The organism is Candidatus Tenderia electrophaga (assembly GCA_001447805.1).
GTDB classification, from domain to species: Bacteria; Pseudomonadota; Gammaproteobacteria; order Tenderiales; family Tenderiaceae; genus Tenderia; species Tenderia electrophaga.
The window spans coordinates 3,577,126-3,596,076 of record CP013099.1 but is presented as its reverse complement, the minus strand read 5'-3'; the positions used below and the strand labels follow the sequence as shown (position 1 = coordinate 3,596,076).

The window sequence follows — 18,951 nt, the reverse complement described above, 5'->3', positions numbered from 1 at the left end:
GATTTTGTCGAATCTAGGCTCTCATCCCAGCGACCCCAGCCAGACAAAAAGAAGCCCGCTAATGCGGGCTTGCTGATATGTGGCTGGGGAACTAGGATTCGAACCTAGATTGGCGGAGTCAGAGTCCGCTGTCCTGCCGTTAGACGATTCCCCATAAATTCAGAGAAAAGATACAAGAGTAAAGAGAAAAGTTAAAGTCAGACACCGCGCTTGCTGATGAGACCCTGTAATATCTTTGAGATCCCTACTGTCTCCCGAAGGAAACCCGCTGCGGATGAATCCCCGCCCCTGCGCCGATGAAAAGCCGAGCGCTCGTCTCGGCACAGGACGCTATGGCAATCCCGGAGGGGACACAACCCCTCCTATGCGGCGAGCCGCACTCACAGCCTTCTGCGATGTTAGAGGGAATGGATAAGGAAGAGCGCAATAGCCGGTCTTTAAAACCGCAGTCCTTACAATCAACCAGCATCCGATATACTTCAGAGAGGCCCGCGCGCCTTTGCCAAACCCCGAGCGTGTCAAAGGCCTCCCTGCCTTTGCCCTTACCTTATACTGTCTTCTTTTCTCTCTGCGTTTAGCGCTTGGAGAACTGAGGACGCTTACGCGCCTTGTGCAGGCCGATTTTCTTACGCTCTACGGCACGCGCGTCGCGGGTCAGAAAGCCGGCGCGGCGCATGGCGCTGCGCAGCTCTTCGTCGTAGTTGACCAGGGCGCGTGCCAGACCGTGACGAATCGCACCCGCCTGGCCGTTGGCGCCGCCACCATTGACGGTGACAACTACGTCCAGCTTGTCGATCAGGTCGGCGGCCTGCAGCGGCTGACGCACGATCATGCGCGACGTCTCGCGACCGAAATACTGCTCGATGGTGCGCTTGTTGATCGTGATATTGCCACTGCCCGGTTTTACAAATACACGCGCCGCCGCGGTTTTACGACGGCCGGTGCTGAGTTGATTCATGTCTGCCATGTTGCGTTCCCGTTACTCTGCTTAAATTTCCAGCGGCTTGGGCTGCTGGGCGGAATGATTGTGTTCGCTGCCGGCGTAGATTTTCAGCTTTTTCAGCATGGCACGACCCAGCGGGCCCTTGGGCATCATACCCTTGACCGCGATCTGGATGATCTGCTCGGGCTTGCTGGCGTTCAACTTGTCAAAGCTGATGGACTTCAGGTTGCCGATGTAGCCGGTGTGGCGGTGATACATCTTGTCGGTGCGCTTGTTGCCGGTGACAGCGACCTTTTTGGCATTGACAACAACAATATAATCGCCGGTATCGACGTGCGGCGTGTACTCAGCCTTGTGCTTGCCGCGTAAACGACGGGCGATTTCGGTCGCCAGACGGCCCAGAGTTTTGCCTTCGGCGTCGACCACGTACCAGTCGCGTTTGACTTCGGCAGGTTTTGCAACAAACGTTTTCATCAAAATAAACCCCAAAATCTTGGTTCTCTTCAGGAAAGACGGCGAATTTTACACGCCGGACCGGGTTCAGACAAGCCCTAAATGAGGAGTCTGCGGCGCAAAAAGCCCAGCGCCAGCCAGAGGGCCGCCAGACCGTAGAGCAGCGGTGCCAGCAGATGCACCACCACGCCCTCGAGCGGGCGCCCGGTCATCAGCGGCCGCACCAGCTCGACAACATGGTACAGGGGGAGCAACTGCACCCCGGCCTGGACCCAGCCCGGCACACTCTCGAGCGGGAAAAACACCCCGCTGAGCAGGAACATGGGCGTGATCACCAGGGTGAAATAATAAAGAAAGAAATCATAGCTGGGCGAAATCGCGGTCACCACCAGGGCCATGGCGCCGAAACAACAGCCCAACAGAAAGGCTAAGGGCAACACGCCCAGTGCCTGCCAGCCCTCCACCAGCCCCAGCAGGGCGGCCACCAGCAGGATGGCTGTGGCGCTGATCAGGCTCTTGGTGCCGGCCCAAAGCGTCTCGCCGAGGACGATATCATCCAAGCTCAGGGGGGCGGCCAGCATGGCCGACCAGGTCTCCTGCACCTTCATGCGGGTGTAGGCCGAGTACAGGCACTCGAAGGTGGCGGTGTTCATGGCGCTGGAACAGACGATGCCGGTGGCCAGAAAGACGATATAGGGCAGGCCGTCCACTTCGCCGATGAAACCGCCCAGACCGTAGCCCAGCGCCAACAAATAGAGCAGCGGCTCGCCGAAATTACCCACCAGCGACGGCCCGGAGAGCTTGAGCCAGACCTGGGCATTGCGGCGCCAGACCGGTAGGCAGCGCGAGGAGAACCTGGGCAACGCGAAATCACGCATCGCGCAGCTCCTTGCCGGTCAGCTTCAGGAACACATCCTCCAGATTGGCGCGGCGATGGATGAATTGCAGCTGCGCATACCGGCGCAGGGAGGTCAACACCGGCTGTTCGTCCGTCGCGTAGCAAAACAGGGTCTCGCCCACCTGCTCCAGCCGTTGCGCCAAGCGGCGGCCGTGATCCACGCCCCACTGCTCCACGCCGGGGCCATAGATCTCGACCACCTGGGGCTCGATGTGTCGGCGGATCAATTCGGCCGGGCTCTCCTCCACCAACACCCGGCCGTTGTCCATGATGGCCAAGCGGTCGCAGAGCCGCTCCGCCTCGTCCATATAGTGCGTGGTCAGGATCAGACTCTTGCCCTGGGCCAACAGCTCGCGCAGGCGGCGCCAGATGAGCTGGCGCGCCTGGGGATCGAGGCCGGTGGTGGGTTCGTCCAACACCACCAGCTCCGGGTCGTTGACCAGCGCCCGGGCCAGGGTCAGGCGCCGCTTCATACCGCCGGAGAGCGTACCGATGCCGGCCTCGGCCTTGTGCTCCAGGGCGGCGAAGGCCAGCAGTTGCGGCAGGCGTTGTTCCAGCTCGATCTTTGAAATCCCGAAATAGCGGGCGTAGGTCAGTAAGTTATGGGCGACGCTGAAGTCGGGATCGAGATTGTCGCTCTGCGGCACCAGCCCCATGCGGGCATGCATGCGCCGCGCCTGGCGCGGGATGTCATAACCCAGCACCTCCAGCTCGCCGCCGTCGGGCGGCGTCAGCCCCAGCAACATGCGCAGGGTGGTGGTCTTGCCCGCGCCGTTGGGCCCGAGCAGGCCGAAACAGTGGCCGCGGCGCACATCCAAATCGATGTCGTCCACCACCGCCTGGCCGCCGTAGACCTTGCGCAGCCGGCGCGCCTTGACCACCCACGCCGACACGCTAAATCTTCAACCGCGCCACTTCACGCCCATTGATCAGGTGCTCCTGGATGATCTCCTCGATATCCTCTTGATCCACATAGGTGTACCAGGTCTCGTCCGGATAGACCACCAGCACCGGCCCCTCGCCACAGCGCCCCATGCAGCCCGACTTGTTGAGCCGAACCTTGCCCGGCCCGAACATGTCCAATTCCTTGAGCCGGTCCTTGGCGTATTTCACCATGGCCAGGGCGTTGTGATCCTGGCAGCACTGACTGCCGTCCGAGGTCTGATTGCAGCAGACAAAGGCGTGACGCGTGTAATAAGCCATGCTTTCCCTCTTCAATGCACAAGAGCCAAAAGCCGCTATAATAGCCGATTCATCAATATTTTACGTTGCCCACCTTGAAGATTACCCTCGCAACCCAACACCAAGCCGAACGCTGCGTCATGTGCGGCCTGTGTCTGCCCCACTGCCCGACGTACAACAAGACGCAGAACGAGGCCGAATCACCGCGCGGCCGTATTTCGCTGATCCTGGGCCTGGCCCGGGAGCAATTGCAGGCCGACGACAAACTGCGCAGCCACCTGGACAACTGCCTGCTGTGCCGTGCCTGTGAGGTGGTCTGTCCCTCGGGGGTGGAATTCGGCACACTCATGGACGGCGCCCGCCACGCCCTGGCGCAGGATCGCCCCCGGAGCGAACAGCGCATCCCCCTGGATCGGCTGGCCACCGACAAGCAGCGCCAACGCCGCGACGCCAAGTTGCTGTGGCTGGCCGACAAGACCGGCCTGCGTGCATTGGGCCGCGGCTTAGGTCTCACCCGCGCCCTGGGCCTGGCGCGTTTCGAACAACTGGCCCCCGAGATGCGCCGCCCCCATGATTGGCAGACCTACTACCCCGCCCGCGGCGAGACGCGCGGCGAGGTCGCCCTGTTCATCGGCTGCTTCAGCGATATGTTCGACCAGGCCACCCTGGACGACAGCATCAGCCTGCTCACCGCCTGCGGCTACGGCGTCCACGTGCCCGCCACCCAGACCTGCTGCGGCGCCCTGCATCAGCACAGCGGCGACAGCGCGAGCGCGCGGCAACTGGCGCAACAGAATCTGGATGCCTTCGGCGCCTTGCAACTGGATGCCGTCATCAGCACCGCCACCGGCTGCGGCGCGTATCTCCGAGACTATGAGCACATCATCGGCAAGGCCCTGCCAGTGTGCGATATCAACAGTTTCCTCAGCCAGATTGAGTGGCCCGACAACCTGCGCATGCGGCCGCTCAATAAACGGGTCGCCGTGCACGAGCCCTGCAGCCAGCGCAATGTGCTCAAACAGGCCGACGCCCCCTACGTCCTGCTGAACCGCATTCCGCAATTGGACCTGGTGTCTCTGCCCGGCAATTCACAGTGCTGCGGCGCCGCCGGCAGCTACATGATCGAGCATCCCGCGATGGCCGACCGCCTGCGCCAGGACAAGACCGATGCCCTTGCCCGGCTCAGTCCCGACCTCCTGGTGAGCAGCAATATCGGCTGCGCCCTACACATCGCCGCCGGTGCCCGCGCCGCCGGCCTGCGGCTTGAAGTGGTCCATCCCGTCACACTGCTGGCGCGCCAAATAGCCCTTTAGTCAGGCCCTGTTCGGCCGACAATTTGTCCTGATTGGGAAGCACAAATTCCCGGCTAACATCCGGTATACTTGCCAGCATAATTATTATTATCATTAGATTCAAACCGTTTCAGGAGATTTCACGAATGCGCGCCACCCTGGCAGGGAGTCTTATGACCGTGGCCATGCTCACCAGCCAAAGCGGCTGGGCGACGGTGTTTCAAGATTATCAGCTCATCGGCGCTTTTCCCGGCACCAGCCCGCAGGCGATTAGCGGCGCCGATTTCGACAACGACGACCATGGCGACGCGGCCTTCACCGGCACTGACAGCGATCAAATGGTCGTCATATTGGGCAACGGTGACGGCAGTTTCCAGGACGCCGACAGCTACGTTAGCGGTAGCGCCCCCTATTCCATCGCCACTGCCATTCTGAGCGCCGGCGGTGTGGATGTGGTCACCGCCAACCGCGATTCGGACACTATCTCGGTCTTCATCAACAACAATGCTGCGCCCGGCACCTTCCTGGCAAAAGCCGACTACCCAACCGGCGACGCCCCCGTCTATGTGCTGGCGGCGCAACTGGACGGCGTCAACAACACTGACCTGGTGGCGGTCAACAACGGCAGCAACTCCATCTCCGTGTTTCTCAATAGCGGCACCGGCACCTTTCCCGCCAAGACGGACTACACCACCAACCTGTCGTCCCCCGTCGCCGTGGCGGCCGCCGATCTCGACGGAATGAACGGCATAGACCTGGCAGTGGTCAACCAGGGTGACAACAGCGTTTCCGTATTTCTCAACGACGGCGCTGGCGCGTTCACCGTTGCCGGCGGCTACGGCACCGGCTCAACCCCGACCGCCATCGCCGCGGGTGATCTGAACGGCGATAATTTTCCCGATCTGGTGGTCAGCAACAGCGCCGGCGACACCCTCTCCGTGCTCATCAACCAACTGGACGGCAGCTTCGCCGGCGCGGTCAGTTACAATACCGAATCCACGCCCCACAGCGTGGTGCTCGCCGACCTGGACCTGGATACGGATCTGGATATCGCCGTCACCAACAATGCCTCCGACACCGTTTCGGTGTTTGAGAACCAAAGCGTCGCCGATGGCGTGTTCAACACGCGCCGCGACTTCTCCTCCGTTCAGGGCCCCAGCGGCCTGGCGGCGCGCGATCTGGACGGCGACAGCTATGCCGAGCTGCTGGTGACCAACCTGCTCAACGGCAATGTCACCTATCTGCAGAACCTAAGTCCGGTGACCCCGGCCCCGTTCAGCTTCACCAGCGTGGTCGACGCCACCACGGCCACCAATTACACATCGAATAGCGCCACCGTCACCGGCCTGATCGCCCCCGCCCCCATCAGCATCAATGCCAACCAGAGGACGGATGCATCGGGCGCAATCGCCTACGACGCGGCGTATAGCATCAACGGCGGTGCCTTCACGGCCGACCCCGGTACCATCGCCAACGGCAGCACCGTCCGGGTGCGTTTGCTGTCCAGCACCGACCAGGGCGACACCGTGACCAAGACGCTGACCATCGGCGGCCTTGGTGTCACCTTCAGCGTCACCACCGCCGGAGACGCGGTGCCCAATGTCTTTTCCATTGCACCGCGGGTAGACGCGGAGCCCGGCGAGGTCGTCATCTCGAGCCCGGTCACCATCACCGGCCTGGGCGCGCCGGCCACCATCATCATCGGCAGCACCGGCGAATACAGTATCAACGGCGGTGCCTTCACCTCTGCATCGGGCACTATCGACAACCGGGACGAGCTGGAGATCCGCCTCACCGCCTCGAACAGTTTCGGTGCCCAGCGTCAGGCCCTGGTCAGCGTCGGCGGCATACAGGCGGCCTTCATCGTCAAGACCAAGGGCGGCGCTTCATCTTCGAGTGGCGGAGGCAGCGGCGCGGTGTCGCTCTGGAGTGCGCTGTCGATCGCCTGCCTGTGGTGGTTTGGTCGCCCAGGCCGACAGCGCTACCGCCGCTCCGCCCAGTCACGATAATCTGCGAGGTTATGGTCATGAATCACAGGCATTTCACCGCGGCGGACAACTTGATCGCCAACCTGGACAACGCCATGCGCACCATGTTCGGCCAGCCGCACATCACCGAACGGCCCAATCCCGCCCAAGGCCTTGCCGAGGCCGATATGAGCCAAACGGAAAAGCGCCATGCCGCCGGACTGATGCGGGTCAACCACGCCGGCGAGGTCTCGGCCCAAGGGCTCTACAGCGGGCAGGCCCTGACCGCCCGCCTGCCCGACGTGCGTGAAAAGATGGAGCGCGCGGCGCTGGAAGAGAACGATCATCTGGACTGGTGCGGGCAGCGCCTGGATGAACTGGACAGCCACAAGAGCCTGCTCAATCCGCTCTGGTACTGCGGCGCCTTCGCCATCGGTGCCGCGGCCGGCGCCGCCGGCGACAAGTGGAGTCTGGGCTTCGTCGCCGAGACCGAGCATCAGGTCGTCAGGCATCTGGACAGCCACCTACACAGCCTGCCGCCGCAGGACGTCAAGAGCCGCGCCGTGGTCGAACAGATGAAGCAAGATGAGGCCCACCATGCCACGGTGGCCCTGCAGCACGGCGGCGCGCAACTGCCCGCGCCGCTTAAAAAATTGATGGGGCTGACGTCAAAGGTGATGACTACGTTGGCGTATAGAATTTAAGGGACCCTCCACCCTCATAAAAAACCAAAAAAAAAAGGAGGCCTAAGGCCTCCTTTTTCAATTCCCGGCAGTGGGTTTAGAACACGTACTGGGCTTGGGCGAAGACCTCATCCAGATCATTACCCTGCTGGCCGTCCACGTTTTCGTTCTGACGCAGGGTCAACTGGAACTTGACGTCGTGCTTATGCACGAACCAGTTGGCGCCGAACTCGGTGCGGTCCCACGCGGTGGTGTAGTTGTCGGCGTCCTGACTGGAAAGACCGACCACCAGCTCCAGCGTTGACGGGATCACCATGTAACCGCCTTCGACGGCGAAACTGGTCAACTCGGTCTCACCGTTTCTGAACAGTCCGCTGGTAACACTGGCGTCGATGGTTTCGGCGTCGAAGATATTGTACTGGGCGTCGACCGAGAAACCCTTGTTGCGGTAGGCACCACTCAGCTCCAGGCCGGTGACGCTGTCCAGGTCGGGCCTGGTGACATCGGTCGCGACACCGGCGGCACTGGTCCGAGTGTTGTTATCGTCATCGTTGCTCCAACTGAACGCGCCGAGACTCACGGTGGCCTTCTGCTCGCCGGAGAAATCGCCTTGCTTCATCTTCAGATAGCCGAAGGGGTGGAAACTGACGCGGCCACCGACCATCATTCCCTGGTTGAAATCGCTGTTGTTATTGACTGCGGGTTCGAAATCGATCTTGTCGTCGTCGGGATCGATACGCCCGTCGGCCAGGCCCACCGCCCAATCAAAGGTCTTGGACGCGTTCATGCCTTCAACATAGACACCGGCCTGGCGGTCCGGGGTGCCGTAGTTGTGGTCGCCGACGAAGGTGCGCTCAACCAGCTGCTGGTATTTCGACGAGGTCAAATATTCGCGCGAAAACGGGAAGGAGTAATTACCGAGGGAAACCTTGACGCCGCTTTCAGCCTTGTACTGCATGTAGGCGTCTTTGACGGCGATCTCGTTGGTGTCTTCCGCCTTGCCCATATCCCACTGGAATTTACCCTTCCAGTTGGGGTGGAGGCTGCCTTCGATGTAGGGGCGCAGACGGCGGAAAAAGATGTCGTCGGTGGCCTGCCCGCCGTCGGGGTCCGCCTTATGGTATTGCAGCTGGATGCGGCCGCCCAGCTTCACATAGCTGTCGCCGTCTTTGTAGGTGACACCGGCGAGAACGCTGGCGGAAGACAGAGCAGCCATCACTGCTACCGAGGTAACCACTTGTTTACGCATGATAGATTTCCCTTTTTACAATTGTATAGTTCTATTAAAAAAACCGACGTGAAGATTGCCTCACCACCCCTGGCCTGATCGGATCACAGCCGTTTGGCGCGCCCAATGGGGCCGGAGCCGTGCGGGCATCTGCACTTCACCTGTGCAGCGTATTTAAAAGGCTGACGGTTACAGATTTGTGACAAAACAATGAAGGTTTTATTAAATGTGAGGCAGGACGCGCAAGGACGCCGCGCGCGCCTTGTATCTACGCGTGTATACGCGCAGCGGTAAGAGATGAGCCAATGGGGGCCGCGCGACGACAGCCGGGGCGTTACAAGCCACGCCGCAGATTTCTGCCATAGAAGATCTCCGCCATTTCGCGCTGCAGGCGCTGGTCGATCGCCTTGATCTCCTTGTCGGCCAGGTCGCTGGGGTGGAGGCCGAAGAGATAGTTATCCAGGTCGTATTCCTTGAGGATCATCTTGGTATGGAAGATGTTCTCCTGATAGACGTTGACGTCGATCATCTGATACTTCTCTTTGGTGTCTCTGGCGATGTAGTTCTGGATGGAACTGATCTTATGGTCGATAAAGTGTTTCTTACCGCGCACGTCACGGGTAAAGCCGCGCACGCGATAGTCCATGATGACGATATCGGACTCGAAACTGTGGATCAGGTAGTTCAGCGCCTTCAGCGGCGAGATACGACCACAGGTGGAGACATCGATATCGGCGCGAAAGGTGCTGATTCCGCCGTCGGGGTGACTCTCGGGATAGGTATGCACGGTGATGTGACTCTTATCCAGATGGCCGACCACCGATTCCGGCAGGGGGCCGGGAGCCTCGGTGTTGGACAGTTCCTCAGCCATCACCGGCTCTTCCGAGATCAGGATGGTGACGCTGGCGCCTTCCGGATCATAATCCTGGTGGGCGATATTGAGGATATTGGCGCCGATGATATTGGTGACATCGGTAAGAATTTGGGTCAGGCGCTCGGCGTTATAGGCCTCGTCGATGTATTCGATATAGGCCTGGCGCTGTTCGGGGGTCACGGCGTAGCAGATATCGTAAATATTAAAACTCAGGGTCTTGGTGAGGTTATTAAACCCGTGCAGTCTCAATTTTCTCATCTGTGTCGGCATTTAAACGTCCTCCTGGCCTCGAAACCCGCTTCCCGGCCCAATGCTAACGGGAAAAACGGCGGATTATCCACCATTCCGGGGTATCAGGGGAACTATTTTTTCACGATCGGGGGATGGTGGATGATCTGCACCGTGGTGCCCGCCGGATCGAAGCAGTAGAAGCTGCGGGCGCCGTCGCGATGGGTGCGCGGTTCGGTTTTCATGGGCACGTCGTGACCGCGCAGGAAATCGAACCAGACGTCAACCTGCGCCATTTCATCGATAATAAAACCGATATGATCCAGCACCTGGTCGCCACTGGCGTCAAAACCCGTCGGTACCCGGTGCAGGGCCAGGTTGTCGTTACCCGAGGTCAGATAGACATTGTCGGCGTCGGGACGCCATTCCACCTGCATACCGAGCAAATCGATATAAAAGTGCTCGCAGGCTTCCAGATCGGTGACGAACATGGCCACGTGGCGCATGCCCGAGGTGGGCTTAGGCTTGATCATGCCGCCCCCCCTGTGCCTCGATGATCTCAAAATCATGGCTAAGGCGGGCCGTCTTGCCCAGCATGATGGAGGCGGAGCAGTACTTCTCGGCCGACAGCTGCACCGCCCGCTCGACCGCGCTCTCCTTGAGATCATGGCCGGTCACAATGAAATGGAGGTGGATCTGGGTGAACACCGCAGGCACCGCGTCGGCGCGTTCGGCGCTCACTTCGCAGACACAATCGGTCACCGCGTGGCGCCCCTTGCGCAGGATCAGCAGCACGTCATAGGCGCTGCAGGCACCGGTGCCCATGAGCAGCATTTCCATGGGTCGCATCCCCATATTGCGGCCGCCGCCGTCCGGCGGGCCGTCAATGACCACGGCATGGCCGCTGCCGGATTCGGCCACGAACATGGCATTGTCGACCCATTTGATGCGCGCCTTCATTGTTCACTCCCAGGTTCTATAGTTACCGATAGGGCGTATGATAACTCAAACTCTTGCGCCGGTTTGCCGATAGCTATCCATGGACCTGCAACCAAAGAGACCGATATGAGCCTAGTCAAGAAACCGATCCCCCAGGCCAATGCGGCCATCGAACGCTTTTTATCCCATTGCCACCGTCACCGCTATCCCAACAAGAGCGTGATCATCCACGGCGGCGACACGCCCGATTCGCTCTACTACATCACCGAGGGGTCGGTGAGCGTGGTGGCCGAGGACGACGACGGCAACGAAATGGTACTGGCCTACCTCAACGCCGGCGATTTTTTCGGCGAGATGGGGCTGTTCAGTGAGACGCCCCAACGCAGCGCCTGGATCCGCGCCCGCGGCGAGTGCGAGGTGGCGGAGATCGGCTACGACCGCTTCCGCGAAATGGCCAAGCATGATGCCGACGTGCTGTTTCAGCTGGCCTCGCAGATGGCCCTGCGCCTGCGTCGCACCTCCGATATGGCGACCCGGCTGGCCTTCATGGACGTCAGCGGCCGGGTCGCCCGCACCCTGCTCGATCTGACCAAACAGCCCGATGCCATGACCCACCCGGACGGCATGCAGATCAAGATCACGCGTCAGGAATTGGGGCGCATCGTCGGTTGCTCGCGGGAAATGGTGGGGCGGGTGTTGAAGAACCTGGAGCAGCAGAATCTGATCTCGGCCAAGGGCAAGACCATCGTGGTCTTCGGTACGCGCTAAGGCGTCTACAGAGGCCTAGAACTCAAAGCCCAACTGGGCCGAATACCCCAGCTCATCTTCATTCGCCCCGGCGGCCAGATCCAACTCGGCGCCGTATACATCAAACCCCATTCCGAAAGTGGCGATACTGGTATTCGTATCACTCATGTTATGACGATAACCGATACGCACCCGGGTCATGTCGAAAACATTGAGCTCGGCGCCTACGGCGATATATCGGCTGTTTGAATCAAAGCCTGTGGAACGGCTCTCGTTCACGTCCAGGTCCACGGCCACCCGGGTATAGGGGGTGCTGTGGGCCGCCCCCAAACGTACCTGGGGCCCTATTTTGATGGTATTGCCGCGCACGGTGTTATATTCCTGACCGATCAGGTTCTTGATGGCCACCCCGGTACTCCAGCCGTTGCCATAGTGCTTGGCGGCGCCGATATCGACGTCGAAGGCGCTGTGGTCCTTTTCCCCCAGGTCGATCTCGAAATCGGCGCTGTTAAGCTCGCTGGCGTAATCGAAGCTGGTCACCTGACGATACTTGGGCGTCACCCCGACGCTGATCTCGTGACCGAACACATCCATATCCTGCGCCAACGCCAGCCCCACTTCGCTAATCACCAAGCCGCGCCCCAGCAGGCGCGACTCAAGGTCGTTGGAACGAAACGCCTCGGCCTGGGATAAATTAACTTCACGGGTCGCAGTCAAGATGCGTTGCAGCTCGTCCAGATCGTTCTGGACCACATTGACTTCGGCACCGCCTACCACCCGGGTATTCAGCGTCAGTGATATGCCAAGGCGCTGATGGGGAATGCCCAGCACCACCGCGCCGAAGTATTCACGCTGCATGGGGTCACCCGCCAGAGTCAGCAGCTGTTGGCCCAGACTGGAGGTGGCATCGGCCACGTCCTGCAGGGCACCGACATCGGTACTGTAGGCCGTCAGCGCCTCGTCGAAATTCGCCTCCAGCCCCAGATACTGGTACTTGTCCAGTTCCTCGAGAACCTTATTTCGATCATAGAAGCGCGCGCCGAGCACCGGCGCATGCAGGCTGTAGTTCTGCGGCATTTCTGACGCCGCCAGCAGGGCCGGATTGTAGAAAATCGCATTGCCGCGCGTGCCGGAGGCGACGCCGGTGCCGCCCATGGAAAATGAATAGCTGTCCATCACACTATAGGGCAGCGCCTGCAACTGCGTTGAAAAGAAGACCATTCCAGGCAACAGCAGCGCGCCTAATAATGGGTTTCGTCTTGCCATGCCCGACTTCCTTTCTGTGTTGGCAGATTAATTAATGGGATTATGATTTTATATAGCTATCCCGAGAGTTTACCGTAAATCCCGCGCTCGATCCGCCCCGTAAAAGCAAAGCCCCGCCATAACGGACGGGGCTTAGGTGGGCCGCTCTCCCGCTTGCGCGGTCAAACCCGACACACGTCTAGAAGCGGAATCCCAGCTGGAAAGCGCCGGCCACTTCATCGCCGTTGCCGGCAACCGCGATATCCATGTGCAGGCCGAAGGGCGAGAAGCCGAATCCCAGGGTGGGAATGCTGGTGTCGGAATCGCTCAGGTTGTGGCGATAACCGGCGCGCAGCTGGACCCAGTCGAACAGGTCCACTTCGGCGCCCAGGCCCACATACTGGGTCTTGGAATCGAAGCCGGCGGGCTCGTTTTCCACCAGGTCCACATCGGCCGCCAGGGTCAGCCATTCGTTGGCGCGGGCCACGCCGACGCGCAACTGCGGCTCCACCTTGACGATGTTGCCGCGCACGGTCTCGTAATCGTTGGCGATCAGGTTCTTGGCGACAAATCCGGTCTTCCAACCGTTATTAAAGTCCTTGGCCACCCCGATGTCGATATTGAAATCGTCATAATCCTTAGTGCCGGTGTCGGCGTCAAACTCGGCGGTGTTGGTATCCAGAAAATAGTCGAAGGTTTTGACCTGCACCACTTTGGGCGTGACCCCAACGGCGATGGCATGGCCGCCGATGGTGAACTCCCGCGACAGGGACAGCCCCACCTCGGTGATCAGGGCGCCGCGGGCATCCAGGCCGGAGGTCAGTTTGTCGACGACGTCGTTCCCGCCCGCCTGCGCGGCGACATCGGAGTTTGCAGCCAAAGCGGCGGCGCTGGTGTTGGCATCATCGATAATCCCTTGAATAAGCGCGATATCGGCACTGCTAAGATCAAACTGACCGCCCCCCACTGCATAGCCGTTCAGGCTCAGAGAGGCGCCCATCTTCTTGCTTGGCACGGCGATTACCGTACCGGCGATGACCTCCCCCTGAATGGGTTTGGCGGTGAATTTCTGCAGCTGATTCAGCATTGCCTGAGAGGCCGACGCCACCGCAGCGGCATTGGCGTCATTGGGCGTGGTATTAAAGTTATCGATAGCCGTGTTCAGATTGGCCTCGAGGTTATTGTCCTGGTAGGCATCCACCTCTTCGATCAAATCATCCTCATCACGGAAACGCGCGCCGATGATAGGCATGGCCAGGCTGAAGTCTTCATCCTCATGGGCCGCCGAGAGCAGGGCGGGATTCATGAAAGCGGCGTTGGAACTGGTGCCCGAGGCGACCCCGACGCCGCCCATGCCCAGGCTGCGCGGATCGATCGACTGGAACGGCAGCGCCGCCGCCTGACTGGAAAACAACACCACCGCCGGCAGCAACCCTTTCAGCAAAATCTGTTTATGCATGAATCTGTCCCTTAATCAATGGAGAACAAAGCGATAATCGCGTGTTGAAATTATCGACTCAGCGCTGCCGGGCTTTAGAATCAATACGAGAAATATAGCGCAATATCAGCCAAACAGCGTGCGCAGGGCCATCCCCGGATCCGGCGCCCGCATCAACGCCTCCCCCACCAGGAAGGCGTTGACACCATGGTCACGCATCAGCGCCACATCCGCGGCGCTATGGATACCGCTTTCGGTGACCACGCGCCGATCCGCGGGGATCTGCGCCAATAAATCGAGGGTGGTCTGCAGCGAGGTGTCAAAGCTGCGCAGATTGCGGTTATTGATGCCGATCAGTTTCAGCGGCAGATTGAGGGCTCGCTCCAGCTCACGGGCATCGTGGACCTCCACCAGGACATCCATACCCAGTTGCCCGGCCAGCTGACTCAATTCCAGCAGCATGACGTCCCCCAGCGCCGCCACGATCAGCAGGATGCAATCGGCACCGATGGCGCGCGCCTCGTAGACTTGGTAGGGATCGATGAGAAAGTCCTTGCGCAGCACCGGCAGCTGACACGCCGCCCGAGCTTGTTTCAGATAGTCCTCCGAGCCCTGAAAAAAATCCGCGTCGGTGAGCACCGATAAACAGGCCGCCCCGCCCTGTTCATAGGCGCGGGCAATCTCGTCGGGACGAAAGTCCTCCCGCAACAGCCCCTTGCTGGGCGAGGCCTTTTTGATTTCGGCGATCACCGCTGCGCTGCCCTGGCCGATCTTTTCGTCCATGGCGCGCACGAAACCGCGCGCCGGCGCCACCGCTTCGATCCGTCGTTGCAGTTCGGGTATGCTCAGCTCGGCGCTGCGCGCGATGACCTCTTCAACCTTGCGGCGCAGAATATTTTGCAGAATGTCGGGGGCACTCATTCGTTTACCCCGCCAAGCGCTGACTCAGCTTGGCCAGCGCGTCCAGCTTGACCCGGGCGGCGCCGCTGGCGATCACCTGCTGGGCGCGGCTGACACCTTGGTCGAGCGTGTCGGCCAAACCGGCGACATAAATGGCGGCGCCGGCATTCAAGGCGACGATGTCATGGGCCGGACCCGGCTGATTGTCGAAGACGTCATGAATCATGGCCAGGCTGGCCGCGGCGCCGTCCACGGCCAGGCTATCGAGGGCGGCGCGGGTCATGCCGAACTGTTCCGGCATGATGCTGTGGCGGCTGACCTTGCCGTCTTTCAGTTCCGCCACCTGGGTGGGGGCGCCGATACTGATCTCGTCCATGCCATCGTCGGAGCGCACCACCAGCACATGACGACTGCCGAGCCGTCCCAACACCCGGGCCAGGGGCTCCAACAGCTGATCACTGAATACGCCCAGCACCTGGTTGGGCGCGCCGGCGGGATTGGTGAGCGGGCCGAGCACATTGAAGATGGTGCGCACGCCCAGCTCCTTGCGCGGGCCGATGGCGTGCTTCATGGCGCTGTGATGCCTGGGCGCGAACATGAAGCCGACGCCCACCTCTTCGATACAGCGTGCCACTTGTTCCGGCGTCAGGTCTAGATTGACCCCGGCGGACTCCAACACATCGGCACTGCCGGACTTGCTAGTGACCGAACGGTTACCGTGTTTGGCCACCTTGCCGCCGGCGGCGGCCACCACGAAGGCGCTGGCGGTGGAGATATTGAAGGCGCAGGAGGCGTCGCCGCCGGTGCCGCAAGTGTCCACCAGGTGCTCGACCTTGACCTGTACCGGCGTGGCCAGCTCGCGCATTACCTGGGCGGCAGCGGTGATCTCGTCGACGCTCTCACCCTTCATGCGCAGGCCGATGAGAAAACCACCGATCTGGGCCTGGGTGGCCGCGCCGGTCATTATCAAGTGCATCACCTCGGCCATCTCCGGGGTGGTCAGATCTTTGCCTTCGGTGACGGCGTGAATCGCGGCCTGCATATCCATGGGTTGAGCCCCCTAGCTATTTCGTTCCAGAAAGTTTTTCAACATATCATGACCGTGCCGAGTCAGGATCGACTCGGGATGGAATTGCACGCCTTCCAGCGCCAATGTCTTGTGACGCACGCCCATGATCTCATCCACCCCGCCCTCTTCGGTTTCGGTCCAGGCGCTAATGTCGAGACACTCCGGCAAGGAGTCGCGCTCGATGACCAAGGAATGATAGCGGGTCGCCTCGAAGGGATTGGTCAGCCCTTTAAACACACCCACATTCTTGTGCCGCACCATGGAGGTCTTGCCGTGCATGACCTGTTTGGCATGCACGATCTTGGCGCCGTAGGCCTGACCGATACTCTGGTGACCGAGACAGACGCCGAGAATGGGAATCTTGCCGGCGAAGTGCTGGATCGCCGCGATGGAGATGCCGGCCTCGTTGGGTGTGCAGGGACCGGGCGAGATAACCAGATATTGAGGCGCCAAGGACTCGATTTCCTCAACGGAGATCTGGTCGTTACGGAACACACGCACTTCGACATCCAGCTCACCGAAGTACTGCACCAGGTTGTAGGTGAAGGAGTCGTAGTTATCGATCATCAACAACATAGTCGCCCCCTAACCCACGTTGTCCAAACCGGCCTCGGCCATGGCCACGGCGCGAAAAATTGCACGACCCTTGTTCATGGTTTCGTCCCATTCGTTTTTCGGTATCGAGTCGGCCACCACGCCGGCACCGGCCTGGATGTGCAGTTTGCCGTCTTTGATGACGGCGGTGCGGATGGCGATAGCGGTGTCCATATTGCCGTTCCAGCCGACGTAACCGACGGCACCGCCGTAGACGCCGCGCTTGACCGGTTCCAGCTCGTCGATGATTTCCATGGCGCGGATCTTGGGGGCGCCGGAGAGCGTACCGGCGGGAAAGGTGGCGCGCAATACATCCATGGCGGTCAGGCCGGGCTTCAATCTGCCGGTGACATTGGAGACGATGTGCATGACATGGGAATAACGCTCGATCACCATCTTGTCGGTGAGCTTGACCGATCCGGTTTCGCACACCCGGCCGGCATCATTGCGGCCCAGATCGATGAGCATCAGGTGTTCGGCCAGCTCCTTGGGATCGGCCAGCAGCTCCTTTTCCAACGCTTGGTCTTCATCTACCGTCTTGCCACGCGGCCGCGTACCCGCGATGGGGCGCACCGTCACCTCACCGTCCTCCAGCCGGGTCAGGATCTCCGGCGAAGAGCCGGCCACATGAAATTCTTCCAGATTGAGATAGAACATGTAGGGCGAGGGGTTGAGACTGCGCAATGCCCGGTAGAGGTCCAGCGGCTCGCTTTTATAAGGAATGGACAGGCGCTGCGACAACACCACCTGCATGCAATCGCCGGCGACGATGTAGTCCTTGATCTTGTCCACCGCCGCTTCGAACTTGTCCTGTTTGAAACCGGAACGAAAATCCCGTTCCTGGACCTTGCGGCCGCGTCTTTTCGGCTCCATCGGCAGAGCCTGGCGGCGCATGCGCGCCACCAGCTCGTCCAAGCGTTGTTGCGCCTGTTTGTAGGCGCCTTTGACCGAGGGGTCAACGTGCACTACGACGAACAGACGGCCGCGCAGGTTGTCGAACACCACCACCTCATCGGACACCAACAACAGGATATCGGGCACCTTGAGCGGATCGGCATTCACCTTGCGGTCCAAGCGCGGCTCAATGTAGCGCACCGTGTCATAGCCGAAATAACCCACCAGGCCACCGGTAAAGCGCGGCAGTCCCGCCACCTCCGGCACCTTGAATTGGGCACGGAAGGCTTCGATGGCGGCCAGGGGATCCTCGGCATTGGTGGTGCCCAGCTCCTCGCCTTCGTGCTCCACGGTCATCTTGTGGCCGCGCACGCGCAACACGGTGCGGCAGGGCAGGCCGATGATGGAATAGCGGCCCCATTTCTCGCCGCCCTCGACGGATTCGAACAGATAGGAGTACGGCCCGTTGGCCAGCTTGAGGTAGGTGCTGAGCGGCGTGTCCAGATCGGCCAGCACTTCGCGCATCACCGGGATGCGGTTATAGCCCTCGGCGGCGAGGGCATCGAATTCTTCACGTGTCATAGTCATTACCTTTCAAATACAGCGATAAAACAAATCCCACTGCAAACGCGGCATCACCATCGTTTGCTATTGGGATTCATCTGGCGCTGTCTTTGACGGGCAATACTCATTTCAATGATTTATTTCAACAGGTTTTTCAGTTCTGCCAGCGAGTCTATCACAGCATCCGGGCCGGCTTCACGGATATCCACACCATGGTTGTAGCCGTAAGGCACACAGACCACTTGAAAACCGGCGTTGCGGGCGGCCTCCACATCGTGCATGGAATCGCCCACCATGAGACAGTTCTCGGCCTTCACGCCGAGTTGATTGGCGGCATGCAGCAAGGGCATGGGATCGGGTTTTTTCTTGGGCGTGGTGTCGCCGCTGACGACGATGTCGAACTTTTCGTAGATGCCCATGGCTTTGAGCAGCGGCACGGTAAAGGCCGCCGCCTTGTTGGTGACGCATCCCACCTTGAGCCCTTCGCCCTTGAGGTAGTCGATACCTTCCACCACCCCGGCATAGAGGCAACTGCGGCCGCTGGTGTTTTCGGCGTACAGCTTCATGAAGATGGGATGAGCGGCCTCGAATTCATCGTCCTCCGGGTCGTCCCAAAGGGTATTGGTAAGGGCGCGCATGACCAAACGATCGACGCCGTTTCCGACCCAGCCACGCACTGTTTCTTCTCCCCAGGGCGCCCGCCCCAAGGCCTTCATCATTTCATCGACGCAGTAGGCCAGATCCGGCACGCTGTCCACCAGCGTGCCGTCGAGGTCGATGAGGACCAGCTTTGGTTTTCGTAAACGCATGCAG

At 60.4% G+C, this 18,951-nt stretch carries 20 protein-coding genes and 1 tRNA gene; 4 read left to right on the top strand and 17 right to left on the bottom strand.

Annotation, left to right across the window (positions count from 1 at the left end):
* Nucleotides 1-80: 80 nt before the first annotated feature.
* The 6 genes from Tel_16490 to Tel_16465 all read right to left on the bottom strand — a co-directional run bounded on the left by Tel_16490 (nt 81) and on the right by Tel_16465 (nt 3,497).
* Nucleotides 81-154: transfer RNA gene (locus Tel_16490), tRNA-Gln, on the bottom strand.
* Nucleotides 155-574: 420 nt separating this feature from the next.
* Complete coding sequence (locus tag Tel_16485) at nt 575-967, bottom strand: 30S ribosomal protein S9 (GenBank protein ID ALP54620.1); 393 nt, start codon at nt 965-967, stop codon at nt 575-577.
* 21 nt (nt 968-988) lie between these two features.
* Nucleotides 989-1,417 carry a 50S ribosomal protein L13 gene (locus Tel_16480; protein ID ALP54619.1) on the bottom strand — a complete coding sequence of 143 codons (429 nt, stop codon included), beginning with the start codon at nt 1,415-1,417 and terminating at the stop codon, nt 989-991.
* 77 nt (nt 1,418-1,494) lie between these two features.
* Entirely contained in the window at nt 1,495-2,274 is a 780-nt protein-coding gene (locus tag Tel_16475; GenBank protein ALP54618.1) for a nodulation protein NodJ, read from the bottom strand.
* A complete protein-coding gene (locus tag Tel_16470) occupies nt 2,267-3,175 on the bottom strand; it encodes a hypothetical protein (protein ID ALP54907.1) in 909 nt (302 codons plus the stop codon). The genes Tel_16475 and Tel_16470 overlap by 8 nt, the downstream gene beginning before the upstream one ends.
* A gap of 13 nt (nt 3,176-3,188) precedes the next feature.
* The gene (locus Tel_16465) at nt 3,189-3,497 is read right to left on the bottom strand and encodes a 2Fe-2S ferredoxin (GenBank protein ID ALP54617.1); all 309 of its coding nucleotides are present in this window, start codon (nt 3,495-3,497) and stop codon (nt 3,189-3,191) included.
* A gap of 65 nt (nt 3,498-3,562) precedes the next feature.
* Here Tel_16465 and Tel_16460 point away from each other — a divergent pair, with 65 nt between their 5' ends.
* The 3 genes from Tel_16460 (at nt 3,563) to Tel_16450 (ending at nt 7,439) form a co-directional block, all read left to right on the top strand.
* Nucleotides 3,563-4,789 carry a hypothetical protein gene (locus tag Tel_16460; GenBank protein ID ALP54616.1) on the top strand — a complete coding sequence of 409 codons (1,227 nt, stop codon included), beginning with the start codon at nt 3,563-3,565 and terminating at the stop codon, nt 4,787-4,789.
* A gap of 125 nt (nt 4,790-4,914) precedes the next feature.
* Complete coding sequence (locus Tel_16455) at nt 4,915-6,777, top strand: hypothetical protein (protein ID ALP54615.1); 1,863 nt, start codon at nt 4,915-4,917, stop codon at nt 6,775-6,777.
* A 17-nt stretch (nt 6,778-6,794) separates the two neighbouring features.
* Nucleotides 6,795-7,439, top strand: coding sequence for a 2-octaprenyl-3-methyl-6-methoxy-1,4-benzoquinol hydroxylase (locus Tel_16450; GenBank protein ID ALP54906.1), 645 nt, complete (start codon nt 6,795-6,797; stop codon nt 7,437-7,439).
* Nucleotides 7,440-7,515: 76 nt separating this feature from the next.
* On the opposite strand, the gene Tel_16445 is transcribed toward Tel_16450, so the two are convergent.
* The 4 genes from Tel_16445 to Tel_16430 all read right to left on the bottom strand — a co-directional run bounded on the left by Tel_16445 (nt 7,516) and on the right by Tel_16430 (nt 10,708).
* Nucleotides 7,516-8,634, bottom strand: coding sequence for a hypothetical protein (locus tag Tel_16445; protein ID ALP54614.1), 1,119 nt, complete (start codon nt 8,632-8,634; stop codon nt 7,516-7,518).
* 346 nt (nt 8,635-8,980) lie between these two features.
* Nucleotides 8,981-9,790 carry an S-adenosylmethionine decarboxylase proenzyme gene (locus tag Tel_16440; protein ID ALP54613.1) on the bottom strand — a complete coding sequence of 270 codons (810 nt, stop codon included), beginning with the start codon at nt 9,788-9,790 and terminating at the stop codon, nt 8,981-8,983.
* A gap of 92 nt (nt 9,791-9,882) precedes the next feature.
* Nucleotides 9,883-10,281, bottom strand: coding sequence for a glyoxalase (locus Tel_16435; protein ID ALP54612.1), 399 nt, complete (start codon nt 10,279-10,281; stop codon nt 9,883-9,885).
* Nucleotides 10,268-10,708, bottom strand: a complete 441-nt coding sequence (locus tag Tel_16430; protein ID ALP54611.1) for a hypothetical protein — start codon at nt 10,706-10,708, stop codon at nt 10,268-10,270. The genes Tel_16435 and Tel_16430 overlap by 14 nt, the downstream gene beginning before the upstream one ends.
* Nucleotides 10,709-10,813: 105 nt before the next feature.
* Between Tel_16430 and Tel_16425 the strand changes: the two genes are divergently transcribed.
* Nucleotides 10,814-11,455 carry a cyclic AMP receptor protein gene (locus Tel_16425; GenBank protein ALP54610.1) on the top strand — a complete coding sequence of 214 codons (642 nt, stop codon included), beginning with the start codon at nt 10,814-10,816 and terminating at the stop codon, nt 11,453-11,455.
* Between the two features lie 15 nt (nt 11,456-11,470).
* On the opposite strand, the gene Tel_16420 is transcribed toward Tel_16425, so the two are convergent.
* The 7 genes from Tel_16420 to Tel_16390 all read right to left on the bottom strand — a co-directional run bounded on the left by Tel_16420 (nt 11,471) and on the right by Tel_16390 (nt 18,947).
* On the bottom strand, nt 11,471-12,655 hold the full coding sequence (locus tag Tel_16420; GenBank protein ALP54609.1) for a hypothetical protein: 1,185 nt from the start codon (nt 12,653-12,655) through the stop codon (nt 11,471-11,473).
* A 223-nt stretch (nt 12,656-12,878) separates the two neighbouring features.
* Nucleotides 12,879-14,138, bottom strand: a complete 1,260-nt coding sequence (locus Tel_16415) for a hypothetical protein (GenBank protein ID ALP54608.1) — start codon at nt 14,136-14,138, stop codon at nt 12,879-12,881.
* Nucleotides 14,139-14,243: 105 nt separating this feature from the next.
* Nucleotides 14,244-15,038, bottom strand: a complete 795-nt coding sequence (trpC, locus tag Tel_16410) for an indole-3-glycerol-phosphate synthase (GenBank protein ID ALP54607.1) — start codon at nt 15,036-15,038, stop codon at nt 14,244-14,246.
* A 4-nt stretch (nt 15,039-15,042) separates the two neighbouring features.
* Nucleotides 15,043-16,065 carry an anthranilate phosphoribosyltransferase gene (gene trpD, locus Tel_16405; protein ALP54606.1) on the bottom strand — a complete coding sequence of 341 codons (1,023 nt, stop codon included), beginning with the start codon at nt 16,063-16,065 and terminating at the stop codon, nt 15,043-15,045.
* 12 nt (nt 16,066-16,077) lie between these two features.
* Nucleotides 16,078-16,662, bottom strand: coding sequence for an anthranilate synthase (locus Tel_16400; GenBank protein ALP54605.1), 585 nt, complete (start codon nt 16,660-16,662; stop codon nt 16,078-16,080).
* Between the two features lie 9 nt (nt 16,663-16,671).
* Nucleotides 16,672-18,156, bottom strand: a complete 1,485-nt coding sequence (locus Tel_16395; protein ID ALP54604.1) for an anthranilate synthase — start codon at nt 18,154-18,156, stop codon at nt 16,672-16,674.
* Between the two features lie 119 nt (nt 18,157-18,275).
* Nucleotides 18,276-18,947 (bottom strand): phosphoglycolate phosphatase, encoded by a 672-nt coding sequence (locus Tel_16390; protein ALP54603.1) that lies wholly within the window; start codon nt 18,945-18,947, stop codon nt 18,276-18,278.
* Nucleotides 18,948-18,951 lie beyond the last annotated feature (4 nt).